Source organism: Niveispirillum sp. FG148, assembly GCF_057809655.1.
Genome location: NZ_JBMDKJ010000025.1, coordinates 57,118 through 73,016, shown reverse-complemented (window position 1 = coordinate 73,016; position 15,899 = coordinate 57,118). Strand labels below are relative to the sequence as shown.

The 15,899-nt window shown below is 66.4% G+C and carries 14 protein-coding genes; 12 read left to right on the top strand and 2 right to left on the bottom strand.

The window, feature by feature from the left end; translation table 11 throughout:
• The first annotated feature begins 91 nt into the window (after nucleotides 1-91).
• Nucleotides 92-583: a hypothetical protein gene (locus ACODTW_RS21545; protein ID WP_488948142.1), complete on the top strand. Its 492-nt coding sequence runs from the start codon at nucleotides 92-94 to the stop codon at nucleotides 581-583.
• 122 nt (nucleotides 584-705) lie between these two features.
• Nucleotides 706-1,590: a TIGR01459 family HAD-type hydrolase gene (locus tag ACODTW_RS21540; protein WP_488948141.1), complete on the top strand. Its 885-nt coding sequence runs from the start codon at nucleotides 706-708 to the stop codon at nucleotides 1,588-1,590.
• A gap of 9 nt (nucleotides 1,591-1,599) precedes the next feature.
• On the opposite strand, the gene ACODTW_RS21535 is transcribed toward ACODTW_RS21540, so the two are convergent.
• Nucleotides 1,600-1,974 (bottom strand): ribbon-helix-helix domain-containing protein, encoded by a 375-nt coding sequence (locus ACODTW_RS21535; RefSeq protein ID WP_488948140.1) that lies wholly within the window; start codon nucleotides 1,972-1,974, stop codon nucleotides 1,600-1,602.
• 240 nt (nucleotides 1,975-2,214) lie between these two features.
• Between ACODTW_RS21535 and ACODTW_RS21530 the strand changes: the two genes are divergently transcribed.
• Entirely contained in the window at nucleotides 2,215-3,435 is a 1,221-nt protein-coding gene (locus ACODTW_RS21530; protein ID WP_488948139.1) for a GIN domain-containing protein, read from the top strand.
• On the opposite strand, the gene ACODTW_RS21525 is transcribed toward ACODTW_RS21530, so the two are convergent.
• Nucleotides 3,427-4,053 carry an alpha-ketoglutarate-dependent dioxygenase AlkB family protein gene (locus ACODTW_RS21525; protein ID WP_488948138.1) on the bottom strand — a complete coding sequence of 209 codons (627 nt, stop codon included), beginning with the start codon at nucleotides 4,051-4,053 and terminating at the stop codon, nucleotides 3,427-3,429. The genes ACODTW_RS21530 and ACODTW_RS21525 overlap by 9 nt on opposite strands.
• A gap of 107 nt (nucleotides 4,054-4,160) precedes the next feature.
• Between ACODTW_RS21525 and ACODTW_RS21520 the strand changes: the two genes are divergently transcribed.
• From ACODTW_RS21520 to ACODTW_RS21480, 9 genes are all read left to right on the top strand, one after another.
• Nucleotides 4,161-5,438, top strand: a complete 1,278-nt coding sequence (locus tag ACODTW_RS21520) for a hypothetical protein (RefSeq protein ID WP_488948137.1) — start codon at nucleotides 4,161-4,163, stop codon at nucleotides 5,436-5,438.
• A gap of 125 nt (nucleotides 5,439-5,563) precedes the next feature.
• Nucleotides 5,564-6,019 (top strand): iron response transcriptional regulator IrrA, encoded by a 456-nt coding sequence (gene irrA / locus ACODTW_RS21515; protein WP_488948136.1) that lies wholly within the window; start codon nucleotides 5,564-5,566, stop codon nucleotides 6,017-6,019.
• A 150-nt stretch (nucleotides 6,020-6,169) separates the two neighbouring features.
• Nucleotides 6,170-8,710, top strand: coding sequence for an ATP-binding protein (locus ACODTW_RS21510; protein ID WP_488948135.1), 2,541 nt, complete (start codon nucleotides 6,170-6,172; stop codon nucleotides 8,708-8,710).
• 114 nt (nucleotides 8,711-8,824) lie between these two features.
• Nucleotides 8,825-9,229: a tellurite resistance TerB family protein gene (locus ACODTW_RS21505; RefSeq protein WP_488948134.1), complete on the top strand. Its 405-nt coding sequence runs from the start codon at nucleotides 8,825-8,827 to the stop codon at nucleotides 9,227-9,229.
• Nucleotides 9,230-9,232: 3 nt separating this feature from the next.
• Entirely contained in the window at nucleotides 9,233-10,555 is a 1,323-nt protein-coding gene (locus ACODTW_RS21500; RefSeq protein ID WP_488948133.1) for an MFS transporter, read from the top strand.
• Between the two features lie 70 nt (nucleotides 10,556-10,625).
• The gene (locus tag ACODTW_RS21495) at nucleotides 10,626-11,498 is read left to right on the top strand and encodes a sugar phosphate isomerase/epimerase family protein (protein ID WP_488948132.1); all 873 of its coding nucleotides are present in this window, start codon (nucleotides 10,626-10,628) and stop codon (nucleotides 11,496-11,498) included.
• A gap of 62 nt (nucleotides 11,499-11,560) precedes the next feature.
• Entirely contained in the window at nucleotides 11,561-12,313 is a 753-nt protein-coding gene (gene trhO, locus ACODTW_RS21490; RefSeq protein ID WP_488948131.1) for an oxygen-dependent tRNA uridine(34) hydroxylase TrhO, read from the top strand.
• Between the two features lie 64 nt (nucleotides 12,314-12,377).
• Entirely contained in the window at nucleotides 12,378-14,375 is a 1,998-nt protein-coding gene (locus ACODTW_RS21485; RefSeq protein WP_488948130.1) for a methyl-accepting chemotaxis protein, read from the top strand.
• Nucleotides 14,376-14,515: 140 nt separating this feature from the next.
• Complete coding sequence (locus tag ACODTW_RS21480; protein WP_488948129.1) at nucleotides 14,516-15,880, top strand: amidohydrolase; 1,365 nt, start codon at nucleotides 14,516-14,518, stop codon at nucleotides 15,878-15,880.
• Nucleotides 15,881-15,899: the final 19 nt, after the last annotated feature.

Genomic DNA, 15,899 nt, shown 5'->3' with positions numbered 1-15,899 from the left:
TGTGTGAAGTGGGCACCTATCCGGACGGAAGCGTGTGTAGGTGCAATTTTAGGGATATTGTGACCAAATATTGTGGTATGGAGCACATGCCATGCAAGATACGTCCATGCTCGACCATTACCGCCTGCTTGTCCGCAATACGACGATCGATGACAGAACCCTTCTGTCCACCGATTATTTCAATCACTTCAACGAAGTGATCATGTTGCTGTCCATGGTCGGCGACATGCCGGACATGTTGGACGAAATCGTGGCCTGGACACCCAAGACGTATCGTCAGCATTTCGAGGAGTCGGGCCTGGCCTTCGCGCCATTGGCCATCGACGCCTATGATTATGTCCCCCCGGAATTCCGGGTGCCGTTCGACGAAACGGTCAATGACATGAACAGCCTGATCGTGGAAGCGGTGGCCACCCTGTCGCCCATGCGCGACGATCCGGAAATGCTGGGCTTTACCGCGGCCGATTACTGGCGTCGCCTGCAGGATCTGGTTGATCGCGGCAGCGCCATCGTTCACGGATCGGTGCAGGACAGCAATCCCGCCGTCACCATGGACCAGAGCGAGATTGACGATCTGTTCTGATTGACGGTCACTGGCAAACCGCCATCGGGACCCGGGCACGGCTGCCATGTCTGCCCCGGCCTTGCCGGGCGGCAGGCGAACCGCCACCTTCCCGGCGGTTTCCCCCTTTTCCGGACGCCCCGATGACCACGCATGTCCCGCTGATCCCAGGCCTGTCTTCCGTCGCCGACCGTTATGACGGCTTCATCCTGGACCTTTGGGGCGTCGTGCATGACGGGGTTCGCCCCTATGCCGGGGTCATCGACTGCCTGTCGACGCTGAAGGCCCGGGGCAAGCGCGTCTGTCTTCTGTCCAACGCGCCGCGACGGATCGCGGCAGCGGCGACCAAACTGACGGCCATGGGCGTCACGCCGGACCTATATGATGCGCTATACACGTCCGGCGAGGCCAGTTTTGAGGCGTTGCGGGACCGAAATGACGGCTGGCATGCCGCATTGGGGCCAAAATTGTTCCATATCGGCCCGCCGCGCGACAACGACGTCTATGACAGTCTGGCCGACCGTATCCGCGTCGCCACGCTGGAAGAGGCGGACTTCATCATCAATACCGGCATTGATGATTATGACGAGACGCTGGCCGATTACGACCCGATCCTGCGCCGCTGCCGGGCCCTGGGCCTGCCCATGCTGTGCGCCAATCCCGATCTGATCGTGGTGGTGGATGACCAGCTGGTCCTGTGCGCAGGCGAACTGGCCCGGCATTACGAGGAGTTGGGCGGTGACGTCCGTTACCATGGAAAGCCGCATGCCCCCGTCTATCGACGCTGCTTCGATCTGCTGGGCGGACTGTCGCCGGCCCGCATCCTGGCCGTCGGCGACAGTCTGCGCACCGACATTGCCGGCGCCAATGCGGCCGGCATCGACAGCCTGCTGATTACCGGCGGCATCCATCGCGAGGAGTTGGGAACGGCGCTGGGCGAACTGCCGGGGCAGGAGATGCTGGACCGGCTTCTGGATGGCAAGCCGCAGCGGCCGACCTATGCCGCCGCAGGGCTGCGCTGGACCTGACTGCCCCCGTCATTCCACGTCGAAGACGCAGAGCGCCCGGCGGAAGACTGGGGAATATTCCGCTGTCGTACCGAACGGCATCTGCTCCTCCGCGAGCCCGACCAACGGGGCGGGCGCGTCGGATGCCGTACGGAAATAGCTGAGAATGAAGATGCGCAGCGCCGCCGTCAGGGCGCTGTCGCCCCGGCGCGCATCGATCATGGTCACGATGTCATTCATCTGGTGCGATTCGCGCCGGCAGATGTCCGTCAGGCAATCCCACAAAAGCGGCTCCATGCGCACGCTGGTCCGCTTGCCGCCGACAACCACGTTGCGACAGACCGCGCGCATGGATTCCGGCGCCGTGTCATCGGGATTGGTCGGGGGGCGACGTTTTGCGGCCATCTGAACCGTCCGTCCTATTGTCAATATTCTCTCTCAGTTGTGCGGAACATATTGAACCGAAGTGTATGTGACAATGGGTTGTTCAGGGTATTATGACAGCTGTTCCGGAAAATGGGTTTTCGGAACGTTTTTGTTACAGATGGCATCAATTTGTTGCTGGCGGGAAACCGGCAGAGACAGCCTGCGCGGGATGGGTATGATGAGTGCCCGAGCCGACCGTCCAGCCGCAAGAGACGCCCCATGACGACCCGTCCCCCGATCAGCCAGCGTCCCCGCCTGACCCCCGGCGTGCCCTTGGGGGGAATCGCTGCGATTGTCGTCGCCATCGGCACGATCAGCTGGGCGGTGGCCGTCGGGGACAAGGGCGGGGAAAGCCAGAGCCAGAAGCTGGGCAAGGCCATATCACTGGCCATCGACAGCCACGGTATCCGGGCCGGCATCGAAGATCGCGTCAAGGACCGGATTGAGGAAAAGCTGGCCGCCAAGCGCGCGGAACGGGGTTGGGAGAGCCGCAGCGGCGACAACCGGGCCGTGGACATGGGGGCCATCAGCCGCTCCGTGTCGGAATCCCTGGACCGTGCCGCCAAGCTGGCTACGGCCAAGGCGGAGCAGTCACGCGACCGCCATGACAGCGACATCCGTTATCTGGACCGCACGACGGCCCCCGACGGGACCAATCGTCTGGCAGCCATGGCCGATGCCCCCTCGGGCCTGCGCCTGGCCAATGTGGTGGGCAATGTGAAGATCAAGGTCGTGGATCAGGCCGACGGCATCCTGTTCACGCTGGAGAACAGCCGAAAGCGCTACAATCTGTCGATCGAGGACGGGGTGCTGTGGATCACCGGCCCCGGTCCGCAAAGCCAGCCGCCCGTCACGATGGAGGTGTCGGTACCGCGCGGCACGCCGCTGCTGGTCAATAATTTCACGGGCGACCTGACCGTGGAGGGCGACCTGCAGGCGCCGGCCCGGCTGGAGCTGGCCTCGGGCACCATGGCGCTGGGCGGGCTGGAGTCGGTGCGCGTGCGCATCACCCAGGATGGCAGCGTCAGCCTGGGCGATGTGAAGGGGCTGGCCGCCGTGCAGGTGTCCGGCCGCGGTGATGTGAAGCTGGGCGATGCCGGCCGGGTTGCCATCGACCTGCCCGGTCAGGGCGATGTTGAGCTGGGCCGTGTCGCCGACGGGTTGACCCTGTCCCTGCCGGGTCCCGGCAGCGTCAAGGCGGCGGAAGTGAGCGGCAGCCTGGATGCCGCCATTCCCGGTCCCGGCACCCTGTCGGTCGGCGGCGGTGCGGTGGACAGTCTGGCCGTGGGCGTCACCGGTCCCGGCACCGTGGATTTCGGGGGCAGGGCCAAGGACCCGCGCGTGCTGCTGACGGGACCCGGCCGGGTGACGCTGGCCGGGCATGAGGGCCAGCCCAAGATCTACCATGTCGGTCCGGGCCAGGTGACCCTGTCACGCTGAGGCGGCGACCGGCCGCGTCACGCGACGCAGGGTCAGGTTCAACCGCCCGCCGCCCGGCAGCAGCCGGGAGGAGCCGACGCGCAGCCGGTCCACACCGTGATAGAACAGCCGCGAGGGGCCGGCAAAGACCATGACCGTCCCGCTGTCGATGGGGAATGACCGCGTCCGGTCGCCACGCGCCGGCCCGCCCAGGCGGAAGATGGCCGTGTCCCCCAGGGAGATGTTCAGGATCGGGGCGCCGTAATCCTGTTCATCCTCGTCACGATGCAGGGACAGTCTGGCCCCCTCCCCGCGATAGCGGTTGATCAGGCAGCATTCCGGATCGTGACCATAGGCGGTCAGCTCACGCCACAGCGACAGCAATGTATCGGGAAGCGCCGGCCAGGGCCGCCTTGTCAGCGGATGGACGGGGGAATAGCGGTACCCCTGTCGGTCGGCAACCCAGCCCTGGCTGCCGGCATTGGTCATGTCGATGGAGAAGGGGCGCCCCGTGCGGGGCATGACATAGCGCATGAAGGGTGCGTCCCCTTCCACCGCCTCTACCCAATCGACCAGCCCCTGCTGCTCTGCCCGGTCCAGCCGCGCCGGCAGCAGACGGAATCCGTCTCCGTTCTGCATTGATCCTTTCCCTTCGGGGCGCCCGCGGCGGCGAAATGACGGGCCGACACGCGACTTTCACGCGCCAATCATGGACTCTGCGGATCAACGCGCCTAGATTCATCATCATGAGAGACGAAGCCTTCGACAGCGAACTGGTCGGTGACTGGAACCCCGTGGCCCTGCGCGGCGGGATCGTCAGCCTGCGCGTGCCGGCGGACTGGCAGCGGCTGTCGCGTGACGATGGCGGCCTGGCCTTCCAGTCACCGGGACCGGACCCGGTCGATCTGCTGATCTCCGTCACCACCTATCGCAACCCCTATGGCGTGCGCGCCGACGAGGCGATTCAGTATCTGGACCGGGAGAATGTGCTGCCGCGCGGCATCACCCCCTCGGTGGAAGAAGGCGACGACCAGGACGGGGACGAGGGCGAACGGCAATGGATTGCCTATGCCGTGTCGCAACCGCCCGAACGTCAGGTCTTTGTCTGGAAGGTCGCCGATTTCCAGCCACCCGACCACGTACAGGTTGCCACCCTGCAATTGCTGGTACCAGCCACCAGCGCCAGCGCACCGGAGCTGTCGGCCCTGATCGACCGGCTGGGAGAGGAGGCGGCGCGCATCCGCTTCCATCCAGGCCCCGTGCAGGGCCCGGTGCAGCGCGTGACCATGCGCAATGTCTGGCATGGCGACAGCGTGCGGTTCCGCCTGCCCTGGGATTGGCGCACCAACGTGGAGGAGGAGCTGACCCTGTTCTACCGTGAACAGGAGGGCACGGGCACGCTGCGCGTGGCCATGCACAGTTTCGATCATGAAGGCAATGACGCCGAAATCCTCTCCCGCGCCGTTCTGCGCCAGACGGCGGAACAGTTCTCGCAGGGTCCCGAGGGCCGGCAGGGCGAAGGGTCGCTGGAATGGCTGCCCGATGGCGAGGTGATGGCCCGCTTCGTCACCGATGGCGAAGAGAATGGGGAGAAGCTGCGCTTCTTCCTGTGGCTGCGGGGTGCCGCCCTGGAGGGGCGGACGACCGTGGCCCTGTTCAGCCTGGCCTTCCCGCGCGCATCCTGCGGCGGGGAGCTGGAACGCTCCACCCTGTCCATGTTGGAGCAGGAGATTCGCCGCGCTGTCGTCGGCATCACCGACTGTACGGAGGTCGACCCCGATGACGATCCGATGATCGACGGCTTCAGCCTGACCGATCTGCTGGATGGCAACGGTATCGACGATGACGACGATGGCGATGAGGAAGAAGATGCGCCATCCCTGTTCGGCCCGCCCGGCCTGACCGGAAGCACGTCTGAAGCCGACGATGCGGACGAAGACGGCGAAGACGCCACCGCCGAGGCCGGCGATGATGACGATGACGATGGTGGGACCTTCGGCGGGGGCACGGCCGGGTCCTGCTGATGGCGGCCATGATGGCGGTGCAGTCGGACGGACTGTGATCCGCGTCACACTTCCCCCTTGCCAACCGGGGGGGCCGTGGCCCATTTGAGCATTCGGGATCCGCCACCGAAAAGCCTGCCCCGTCCATGCCCGACAGCCTCCGCTCCCTGATCCTCGACCAGCCCGCAGCCGCCGAAGCGTCAGGCGGCGTCATTGATCGCCTGTGCCAGGCGGGTCTGCGTCCGACCCGGCAACGCATTGACCTGGCCACATTGCTGTTCCGGGCCGGGCACCGGCATGTGACCGCCGAACTGTTGCACGCCGAAGCCGTGGCCGCCGCCATCAAGGTATCGCTGGCCACCGTCTACAACACGCTGAACCAGTTCCGCGATGCCGGTCTGCTGCGCGAGGTGGTGGTGGAGGCGGGCAGCACCTGGTTTGACACCAATACCGCCTGTCACCACCATTTCTTCCACGAAGGCAGCCGGCACCTGCAGGATATCGCCGCTGACCAGCTGTGCGCGCCTGACCTGCCCTGCCTGCCGCCCGGCACCTGCCTGTCGCGCGTGGATATCATCATCCGCCTGCGCGACGGCGGCTGATCCCGGACCGGGCGGCGTCGCCCCCCGGAAAAACAGACTATCCCGAATTCACATCGCCATCATTGCGGGGGCAGGCGGTGGCCTTTACACTGCAGCGCAGAACGTCAAGCCCGTATCGGCCCCTTCCGGCCGGCCAGGGCGGGGGACCGGATGCGCAGAGTCTTGATAGGCGGCCTGGCCCTGCTTGCGGGCGTTCAGGTCGCCGGCACAGCCGTGGATTTCCAGGCCGGGTGGCATGATTACCGGATCGCCGCGGAGATCGCCAATCTGAAGCAGGTCAGCAGCGGCCTGCTGGTGGCGGCGCGCGATCACGGGATCGAAGCCGGCATGATCAGCCTGGTGCTGGAGGCCGCGCGTCTGCCGGGCTCCCCGGAAGCGGCCCTGCGGCCACAGATCGACCGCCACCGCGAGGAAGCCGACCGCAACGCCCAGGCCGCCCTGGACAAGCTGGCCACCATGCCGATGGAAAGCGCGCTGGGCGAGGACATGGCGTCGCTGCGCGTGGCACTTGCCCGCGTGCATGAACAGCGCGGCGTGCTGGACAAGCTGCTGGCCCGCCTGCAGGACGGGCGCACGCTGGAAGCGGCCGGGACCAGCCCCGTGGAAACGGCCAATATCATCGCCGACTGGCAGGATGCCTCGCAATCCTACACGATGGCCCTGCTGACCCTGCTGCGTGAGATCAACCGCCCCTCCCTTTCCATGGGCGGGGAAGCTGGCGCCGCAGAAATGCTGACGCGGGAGGCGATTCGCCTGCGCAGCGAGGTTGGCCAGGATATGGGGCTGCTGTACCGCACCATCATGGGCGGTCCCCTGCCCCCAGCGGCAGAACGCGAAGCCACATCGCTGGCCGAGATGCAGATGGCATGGCGTCTGGTGCGGGAGGCCAGCGACCCGTCCATGCTGCCGGACAGTACACGCGCCGCCCTGGACCAGATGGCCGCCGCCTTCACCCAGCGCTATCTGCCGCTGCGCACGGCCATCCTGGATGCCGCCGCGCGCGGCGAAGTGCGGGGGCGCCTGCCGGAACTGCTGCGCAACGGCACGGGTGTGCTGAATGCCGCCAGCGATCTGGTGGGAGAGGCGGTGAACGCCGCAGCCCAGGCGACGGAGCGCACGCGCATTGTCGCGGCCCGGCGGCTGTGGATGGACATGTTCGAGCTGCTGGTGGCCATGGCGGCCCTGGTCTTCGCCACCTGGCTGATCCGCCACCGCGTGCTGACGCCCATCCAGCAGATGACCGACGCGATGCGTGCCCTGGCCGGTGGCGACCATTCCGTGGCCTTGCCCAATTTCAAGGGCGTGGGCAAGGAGATCGCAGCCATGGCCGCGGCCGTCCGCGTGTTCAAGGAGAACGCCCGACAGCTGCGCAGCGAGAATCGGGAACGCAGCCGCATGGAACGGTTGCTGACGGTTGAACGCGGCATCCTGGAAATGGCGGCCGCAGGCGCGCCGCTGGCCGATGTGCTGGCCGCCCTCTGCCGCGGGGTAGAGGAGCAGCTGGACAATGCCCGCTGTTCCATCATGCTGCTGGGCGAGGACAGGATCCATATGACCGTGGGTGCCGCGCCCAACCTGCCGGCCTCGATGTCCAGCGCCTATGAGGGGGTGGCGATCGGACCGGATGTGGGGTCCTGTGGATCGGCCATCTACCGTCGCACGCCCATCATCGCGGCCGACATTGCCAGCGATGCCCGGTGGGCGCTCTACAAGCATATCCCGCTGGCCGTGGGGCTGAAATCCTGCTGGTCGCTGCCCATCCTTTCGGGCGACGGGGAAGCGCTGGGGGCCTTCGCCATCTACAGCGACAGCGTGCGCGAGCCGCAGGAATGGGAGATGGAGCGGGCACGCCGCGCCGTGCAGCTGGCCGCACTGGCCATCACCAGCCGCCGCGCCGCCGAACAGCTGGAGGCGGCCAAGGCGCAGGCCGAGCTGGGCAGCCGCACCAAATCCGAGTTCCTGGCGAACATGAGCCACGAGCTGCGCACGCCGCTGAATGCCATCATCGGCTTTGCCGAGGTGCTGGAAAGCGAGCTGAAGGCCGATGACAAGACCGGCCAGAACAGCGGCACCGTCGCCTATGCCGGAGACATCATCGCCTCTGGCCGCCATCTGCTGACCCTGATCAACGACATCCTGGATGTGTCGAAGATGGAGGCAGGCCGCGTGGAACTGCGCGAGCGCATCTGCGGCATGGAGGAACTGGTCCGTGGCTGCGAACGCATCGCGCGGGCCCGCGCCATGGAACGCCGCCTGAATCTGGCGGTGGAGGTGGCGGACGGCATGCCCCCCATCCTGGTCGATGATGTGAAGTTCAAGCAGATCGTGCTGAACCTGCTGTCCAACGCCATCAAGTTCACCTCTCCGGGCGGCACGGTGAAGTTGGTGGCCAGCGTTGATCCGGCGCGTGGCGTGTCGGTGGCCGTCAGCGACACGGGCATCGGCATCCGGCAGGAGGATCTGCAAAAGGTGTTCGTACCCTTCCATCAGGTCGACAATGTCTATGCCCGCAGCAATCCGGGCACGGGTCTGGGCCTGACCCTGTCCAAGGGTCTGGCGGAACTGCATGGCGGGCGGCTGACCATTGACAGTGTCTTTGGCGAAGGCACCACCGTCACCCTGACCCTGCCGCCGTCGCGCATCGTCTGGGCGGAAACGGCAAGCCTGCCCTTGCCGGTGTCGATGCGCTGAAAGCGTCACACATCCTGACCTCTCGCGCGCTTGACGCGGGGGATGGCTTTGCGCCTACTGCCGTCCGGGGCGACGCCGGGCCCATTTTTCCGTCACAGCAGGACCGTCCAGAGCATGATCGATCATCACCGCGCCCTGATCTACGCCATGGTGCTGACCGCGGCATCGGATGGCAACATGACGGACACCCAGGTGCATGCCATCGGGGAAAGCATCCGTTATCTGCCGGTTTTCCAGGATTTCCATGTCGACCAGCTGCCCGATGTTGTCCGGGAATGCGGGGAAATGCTGCGCGATCCCACCGGGGCGGAAAACGCCATCGACCTGATCCACCGTTCCCTGTCTCGCGGCCTGCGGGAGACGGCCTATATGCTGGCCTGTGAGGTGATCGCGTCGGACCAGACGGCCAGTGACCGCGAACTGCACCTGCTGGAACTGCTGCGCCACGGGCTGGAGTTGGACCGGCTGACCGCGGCCGCCCTGGAACGCGGCGCCCGCGCCCGCTATACGGTGGCCTGAACCATGGCGGCCGGTGGCTTGCGTCCGCCGGCCGTGGCCGGCTGGTGCCTTTACGATTGGGCCATGTCGGCCTTCAACACGGTCATCGGCACCTTCGTCTTTTCCGTCTATTTCACCAAGGGCGTGGCAGTCAGTCCCGACCAGGGGTCGGCTGACTGGGCTTTCATGCTGGGCCTGTCCGGTCTGGCCATCGCCGTCCTGTCGCCTGTGCTGGGCGCCATCGCCGACCGGGGAGGGCCCATCAAGCCCTGGCTGGCCGGCTTCACCATCGTTGCCATTACAGGTTCGATCCTGCTCTGGTCCATCCAGCCAGACCCCGCCTATGTGCTGCCGGCCCTGCTGCTGGTCGGCATTGCCACAACGGCATTCGAACTGGCCAATGTCTTCTACAACGCGCTGCTGCCCGTCGTGGCCCCGCCCAGCCATCTGGGCCGTGTTTCAGGCTGGGGCTGGGGGGTCGGCTATATTGGCGGCCTGGGCTGCCTGATCTTGTGCCTGACATTGCTGCTGCGGGCCGACCCGCCCCTGTTCGGCCTGATCGACAAGACAGATGCGCAGCCCGTGCGCGCCACCTCCGTCCTGGTCGGGGTCTGGTACGGGCTGTTCGCACTGCCATTGTTCCTGCTGGTGCCCGACCGGGTGCGCGGCGCCGGCGTCACGGCGGCCATAGCGGTCCGCGAAGGGCTGGTGACCCTGGCGGCAACGCTGCGCAAGATGCCGGCCCACGGCAATACCGTGCGCTATCTGATCGCCAGCGCCTTCTGGCGCGACGGGATCAATACCGTCACGGCCTTCGGCGGCATCTATGCCGGTATCGTCTTCGGCATGGTGGAAGCACAGCTGATCCTGTTTGCCATCCTGCTGAACGTGTCGGCGGGGCTGGGTGCCATCGGCTTTGCCTGGGCCGATGACAGGATCGGGGCCAAACCTACCCTGATCATCAGCCTGATCGGCCTGATCATCACCGGCGGCTCCATGGTGCTGATCGGCACACCGTGGTGGGCCTGGGCGCCGGCCCTGTCGCTGCCGCTGGATTTCACGCCCGATCAGCAATGGCTAGTGCTGCTGGGCATGGGGCTGGGCATCTTCTTCGGCCCGGCCCAGGCCGCCGCGCGATCGATGATGGCGCGTCTGGCGCCACCGGGGCTGGAGACGGAATTCTTCGGCCTATACGCCCTGTCGGGCCGGGCCGTCGGCATCATCGGCCCCCTGGCCTATGGCACCGCCGTCACGGCCCTGGGCAGCCAGCGCGCCGGCATGGCCACCGTCATCTTCCTGTTCATCGCCGGCCTGGGGCTGCTGGCTTTCGTGCGCGAAAAACGCTGAAGCCTTGCACCACCGGCCATTTGCCGGGATAAAGGTCCAAATTGACAACGTTATCAATCGGGCGGAGGCGATGATGCGCAAGGGCGTGCGGTGGATGCTGGCCTGGGCGGCGCTTGCCGTGGCAGGGCCTTGCCTGGCGGAAGCGGTACCGGCGGACAAGGTCGCGGTACAGCTTTTCAGCCTGCACAAGGATCTGGAGCGCGATCCCGCCGCCACGCTGGCCCGCATCCGGGCCATGGGGCTGACACAGGTGGAGGCCTACAATACACTGGGCCTGTCGCCCCAGGCCTTCCGCACCCTGCTGGACCAGGCCGGCCTGACGGCGGTCGGCAGCCATGTCTGGGTCGGCGATCTGAAGAACAATGTGCCCAAGATCATCGAAACCGCCCGCATCGTCGGCTATCGCTATGTCGGGGCTGCCTGGCTGAAGCCGCCGGGCACACCGGACGATCGGGGCATCGGCCCGGCGGAGATCGACAATGCCATCGAAGCCTACCGATCCGCCTGTCCGGCCCTGAAGGCCGCGGGCCTGCGCGTCATGTACCATATCCACGGCTATGAATTTGCCGCCGATGGCAGCGGTACCCTGCTGGACCGGCTGCTGGCCGGACTGGACCCGACCTGTGTCGACCTGCAGATGGATGTGTTCTGGGTGGTGAAGGCGGGGGTCGATCCCGTCGCCCTGCTGCGCAAGCTGGGACCGCGTGTGAAACTGCTGCACCTGAAGGACATGCGGCCCGGCATGAAGGTCGGTGAACTCACGGGCCATGCCCAGCCGGACGAATTCGCTCCCCTGGGTCAGGGCGTCACCGACTGGCCCGCCCTGCTGGACGCCGCCAGGGCGGCCGGCGTGGATTGGTATGTGCTGGAGGATGAATCGCCCGACGCGGCCAACCATCTGGCCAGCTCGCTTGCCTGGCTGAAGGCACAGAAAGGCCGGTGACGGCATGGCGGGGGCCGCAGGGGCCTGCTATAAGCGCCCCGCCCTTTCCGGATACAGCAACCATGACCCGCATCGCCGTCGCCGCCCTGTACCGCTTCCACCCGCTGCCCGACCATGCCCGTCTGCGCCAGCCGCTGCTGGCCATGATGACGGCGAACGGGGTATGCGGATCGCTGCTGCTGGCGGCAGAGGGCATCAATGGCACCATCGCCGGCCCTGCTGACGCCATGCCTGACGTGGTGGCGCAGATTGCTGCCATCGCCGGCGTCGCCCCCCTGGAGCCGCGCTGGTCCTATACCGACACGCCCCCCTTCGGCCGGCTGAAGGTCCGGTTGAAGAAGGAGATCGTGACCATGGGCGTGCCGGGCATCGACCCCAACGCCCGGGTCGGCACCTATGTGGAGCCAGAGGATTGGAATGCGCTGATCTCCGATCCCGACACGCTGGTCATCGACACGCGCAACAGTTTCGAGGTCGGGTACGGCACCTTCAAGGGTGCCGTCGATCCCGGCACGACCAGCTTCGGCCAGTTTCCCAACTATGTCCGGCGGGAACTGGACCCTGCCCGGCACCGCCGGGTGGCCATGTTCTGCACCGGCGGCATCCGCTGCGAAAAGGCCACGGCCTACATGCTGGAACAGGGATTCGGCGAGGTCTACCACCTGAAGGGCGGCATCCTGAACTATCTGGAACGGATCGGTCCGGCCGACAGCCTGTGGGACGGTGGCTGCTTTGTCTTTGACGAGCGCGTGGCACTGGGCCACGGGCTGGTCCCGGTATCGGCCGACCGACCTGGAAACGATCCCATCGACTGACCCAGATCAAATCGGCCCGCCGCCAAACCATGTAGAAGCCGACCGGTAAAACGGACGCGACCATGTGAACGAACGGAGCCGGGGCCTGACCATGCTGAACATCCGCCGCCTCCCCGTTGCGGGGAAAGTCACGATCTTCAACGCGCTGGGGCTTTTCATCCTGGGCAGCGTCACGCTGGCCTTGGGCTACGGGGTCATGACCAGCGTCATGGAGCGGCAGGCCATCGCCACGCAGACGCTGTCCATGCGGGTGGCACATTCGCTCCTGGAACAGACGGCGGGTGATTTCACGCTGGTCGATGGCAAGCTGGCCCACGGCGGACAGGTTCTGGACGGCAACATGGCGTTGGTCGATGCCATCGCCCAGGCAACGGGCGGCAGCGCCACCATCTTCAAGGGCGATACGCGTGTCGCCACCAATGTGCTGAAGGAAGATGGCAGCCGCGCTGTCGGCACGTCTCTGGCCGCCGGTCCGGCGCGCGATGCGGTGCTGGGGTCCGGCCAGCCCTACCGCGGCACCGTCGACATCCTGGGCAGCACCTACTATGCCGGCTATGACCCGCTGAAGGACAAGGATGGCAAGGTCGTCGGCATCCTTTATGTGGGGCTGAAGCGGGCGGACCTGCTGGGCGAATTCAACCGTGGCATCACCTGGATCGCTATCGGCGCCCTGGTCCTGGTCGTGGTCATGGCAGCCGCTGCGCTGGGTCTGGCCCGCTGGCTGCTGGCCCCGCTGGGCCGCCTGTCGGTTCGGATGGAGGAGATGCGCCAGGGCCGGCTGGACGCGCCGGTGCGCGATCTGGACAAGCTGGACGATGTCGGCGCCATGGCGCGCGCCGTGGAAAGCTTCCGCCTGACCTTGCAGGAGGCGGAGGGGCTGCGCCAGGATCAGGAGCGGCAGCGCGAACAGGCCGAACAGGCCCGCATCGCGGCCCTGCGCACCATGGCCGACACGGTGGAGGACGAAACCCGCCACGCCGTCGATCAGGTGGCTGAACAGACCAGCGCCATGGATGCAGAGGCAAAGGTGATGGCGGCCGCCGCCGACCGCATGGGCAACAACGCTCACAATGTCGCCGCCGCCGCCGAACAGGCCCTGTCCAACGCCCAGACCGTGGCCGCCGCCACCAACCAGTTGACGGCATCAATCGGGGAAATCACCAGCCAGGTGGCCCATGCCAGCGCCGTCACCCGCGACAGCGTCGCCGCCAGCGGCGAAGCCGCCACCGCGATCGAGGCGCTGTCGGAAAGTGTGACCCAGATCGGTGGCATCGCCAACCTGATCGCCGATATTGCCAGCCAGACCAACCTGCTGGCGCTGAACGCCACGATCGAGGCCGCGCGCGCCGGTGAAGCCGGCAAGGGATTCGCCGTGGTCGCATCGGAGGTGAAGATCCTGGCCAGCCAGACGGCCAAGGCGACGGAGGATATCGCCCACCGCGTGCAGGAGATCGCCTCGGTCCGCGATCGCGCCGTCACGGCGGTGCGTCATATCACCCGACAGATTGAACAGGTCGATCAGGTCGCGGCCGGCATCGCCGCCGCCATGGAGGAGCAATCCGCCGCGACCACGGAAATCGCCCGCAATGTCGAACAGACCGCCGACGCCGCGCGTGAAGTGGCGTCGCGCATCGCCGAAGTGTCGGCGGAAGCCGCCCAGACCGACCGTTGCGCCAACGATGTCCAGACCGCCGCCCACCAGATGGCGGGCAGTGTCGAACATCTGCGCCAGACCCTGGTGCGGGTGGTGCGCACAGCCTCCACCGAGGTCGACCGTCGCCGTCTGCCGCGCTACGCAGTGTCCATCCCCTGTCAGGTGGAACAGGCCGGCCGCACCCTGTCGGGCCGGGTCGTGAACCTGTCGGAAGGCGGCGCCATGCTGGATGTCGCCGGCATCGACAACGCCCGTGGCGTGCTGGTGATGGAGGGGCTGCGCCTGCCCTTCCATGCCCCGGACCATGCCGAAGGGCCGGGCCATGTGAAATTCACGCTGACGGATACGGAAAAGGCCGCGCTGCACGCCCGCATCGCCCGGTTGACGACGGGTGCCGTCGCGGCCTGAGGGCTTCCGGCTGACGTAACGTCACCTGGTTCTGCACCGGAATTTCCGCGACCGATCGTATACTTTTCCCGGCCATGCCCATTGCGCGCCACCCGTTCGCCTGCCAATCTGCTTTTCAGCAGCATTGCAGGGAGGACGGGATGCGCGGGTTTGAACAGGCTTTCACTTCGACGCAACGCAGCGGGGGAGGCCGGCTCCGCCGTGCGGCGCTGGCGGCGCTGCTGGCCGCCAGTTCCCTGGTTCCCGCCGCCCGCGCCGCTGATACGCCCGACATCCCCGCCTACATCAAGACCGATGTGAAAGCATTGGAGTCCAAGATCGTGGCCTGGCGCCGCGACGTCCACCAGCATCCCGAACTGGGCAACCGGGAGACGCGGACGGCAAAGCTGGTGGCCGATCATCTGAAAAAGCTGGGGATCGAGGTCCAGACAGGCGTCGCCCATACGGGCGTGGTCGGCGTGCTGAAGGGGGCCAAGCCCGGCCCCGTCGTCGCCCTGCGTGCCGACATGGATGCCCTGCCGGTGACGGAGCAGGTGGACCTGCCCTTCGCGTCGAAGGTCAAGGCCACCTATAACGGTCAGGAAGTGGGTGTCATGCATGCCTGCGGCCATGACGGGCATGTGGCCATCCTGATGGGCGTGGCCGAACTCCTGGCCAAGCGGAAGGGCGAACTGCGCGGCACCGTGAAGTTCATCTTCCAGCCGGCCGAGGAAGGGCCGCCGGAGGGAGAGGAAGGCGGCGCCGAACTGATGGTGAAGGAAGGCGTGCTGTCCACCGATCCCAAGCCGGAAGCCATTCTGGGCCTGCACCTGTTCTCTTCCGGCCGCGCCGGCACCGTCAGCTACCGGTCCGGCCCCGCCATGGCGGCAGCCGATGCCTTCAAGATCGTGGTACAGGGCCGGCAGACGCATGGCGCCTATCCCTGGGCCGGCGTCGACCCGGTGGTGACGGCGTCGCAGATCGTCACCGGACTGCAAACCATCGTCAGCCGCAATGTCGAATTGATCAAGGAACCGGCCATCGTGTCGGTCGGCGCCCTGCATTCCGGCGTGCGAAACAACATCATCCCCGACAAGGCGGAGATGATCGGCACCATCCGCACCTTCGATCCGGCCATGCGCGCACAGATCCATGCACGCATCCGGGAGATCGCGACGGGCATCGCCGCCAGCGCCGGCGCCACAGCCACCGTGGAGATCGACGAAGGCTATCCCGTCACCGCCAACGACGCCAAGCTGACCGACTGGGCCGCCCCGGTGCTGGAAAAAGTCGTTGGTACGGACAAGGTCACGGTCGGGCCCAAGGTCGGCGGTGCAGAGGATTTCAGCTATTTCCAGCAGAAAATCCCCGGCTTCTATTACTGGGTCGGCTCCACCGGGCCGGATGTGGACCCCGCCAAGGCCCCTTCCAACCATTCCCCGCTCTACAAGGTGGATGAGGCCAGCCTGCTGACCGGGACGGAAACGCTGGCGGCCCTGACGGTTGCCTATCTGAACAGCCATTGATCGCCAGAGGTAAGGCCGG

What these genes read in the sequence shown, in the direction of transcription:
- ACODTW_RS21545 (WP_488948142.1), top strand. Translation starts at nt 92, where the DNA reads ATGCAAGATACGTCCATGCTCGACCATTACCGCCTGCTTGTCCGCAAT.
- ACODTW_RS21540 (WP_488948141.1), top strand. Translation starts at nt 706, where the DNA reads ATGACCACGCATGTCCCGCTGATCCCAGGCCTGTCTTCCGTCGCCGAC.
- ACODTW_RS21535 (WP_488948140.1), bottom strand. Translation starts at nt 1,974, where the DNA reads ATGGCCGCAAAACGTCGCCCCCCGACCAATCCCGATGACACGGCGCCG.
- ACODTW_RS21530 (WP_488948139.1), top strand. Translation starts at nt 2,215, where the DNA reads ATGACGACCCGTCCCCCGATCAGCCAGCGTCCCCGCCTGACCCCCGGC.
- ACODTW_RS21525 (WP_488948138.1), bottom strand. Translation starts at nt 4,053, where the DNA reads ATGCAGAACGGAGACGGATTCCGTCTGCTGCCGGCGCGGCTGGACCGG.
- ACODTW_RS21520 (WP_488948137.1), top strand. Translation starts at nt 4,161, where the DNA reads ATGAGAGACGAAGCCTTCGACAGCGAACTGGTCGGTGACTGGAACCCC.
- irrA (WP_488948136.1), top strand. Translation starts at nt 5,564, where the DNA reads ATGCCCGACAGCCTCCGCTCCCTGATCCTCGACCAGCCCGCAGCCGCC.
- ACODTW_RS21510 (WP_488948135.1), top strand. Translation starts at nt 6,170, where the DNA reads ATGCGCAGAGTCTTGATAGGCGGCCTGGCCCTGCTTGCGGGCGTTCAG.
- ACODTW_RS21505 (WP_488948134.1), top strand. Translation starts at nt 8,825, where the DNA reads ATGATCGATCATCACCGCGCCCTGATCTACGCCATGGTGCTGACCGCG.
- ACODTW_RS21500 (WP_488948133.1), top strand. Translation starts at nt 9,233, where the DNA reads ATGGCGGCCGGTGGCTTGCGTCCGCCGGCCGTGGCCGGCTGGTGCCTT.
- ACODTW_RS21495 (WP_488948132.1), top strand. Translation starts at nt 10,626, where the DNA reads ATGATGCGCAAGGGCGTGCGGTGGATGCTGGCCTGGGCGGCGCTTGCC.
- trhO (WP_488948131.1), top strand. Translation starts at nt 11,561, where the DNA reads ATGACCCGCATCGCCGTCGCCGCCCTGTACCGCTTCCACCCGCTGCCC.
- ACODTW_RS21480 (WP_488948129.1), top strand. Translation starts at nt 14,516, where the DNA reads ATGCGCGGGTTTGAACAGGCTTTCACTTCGACGCAACGCAGCGGGGGA.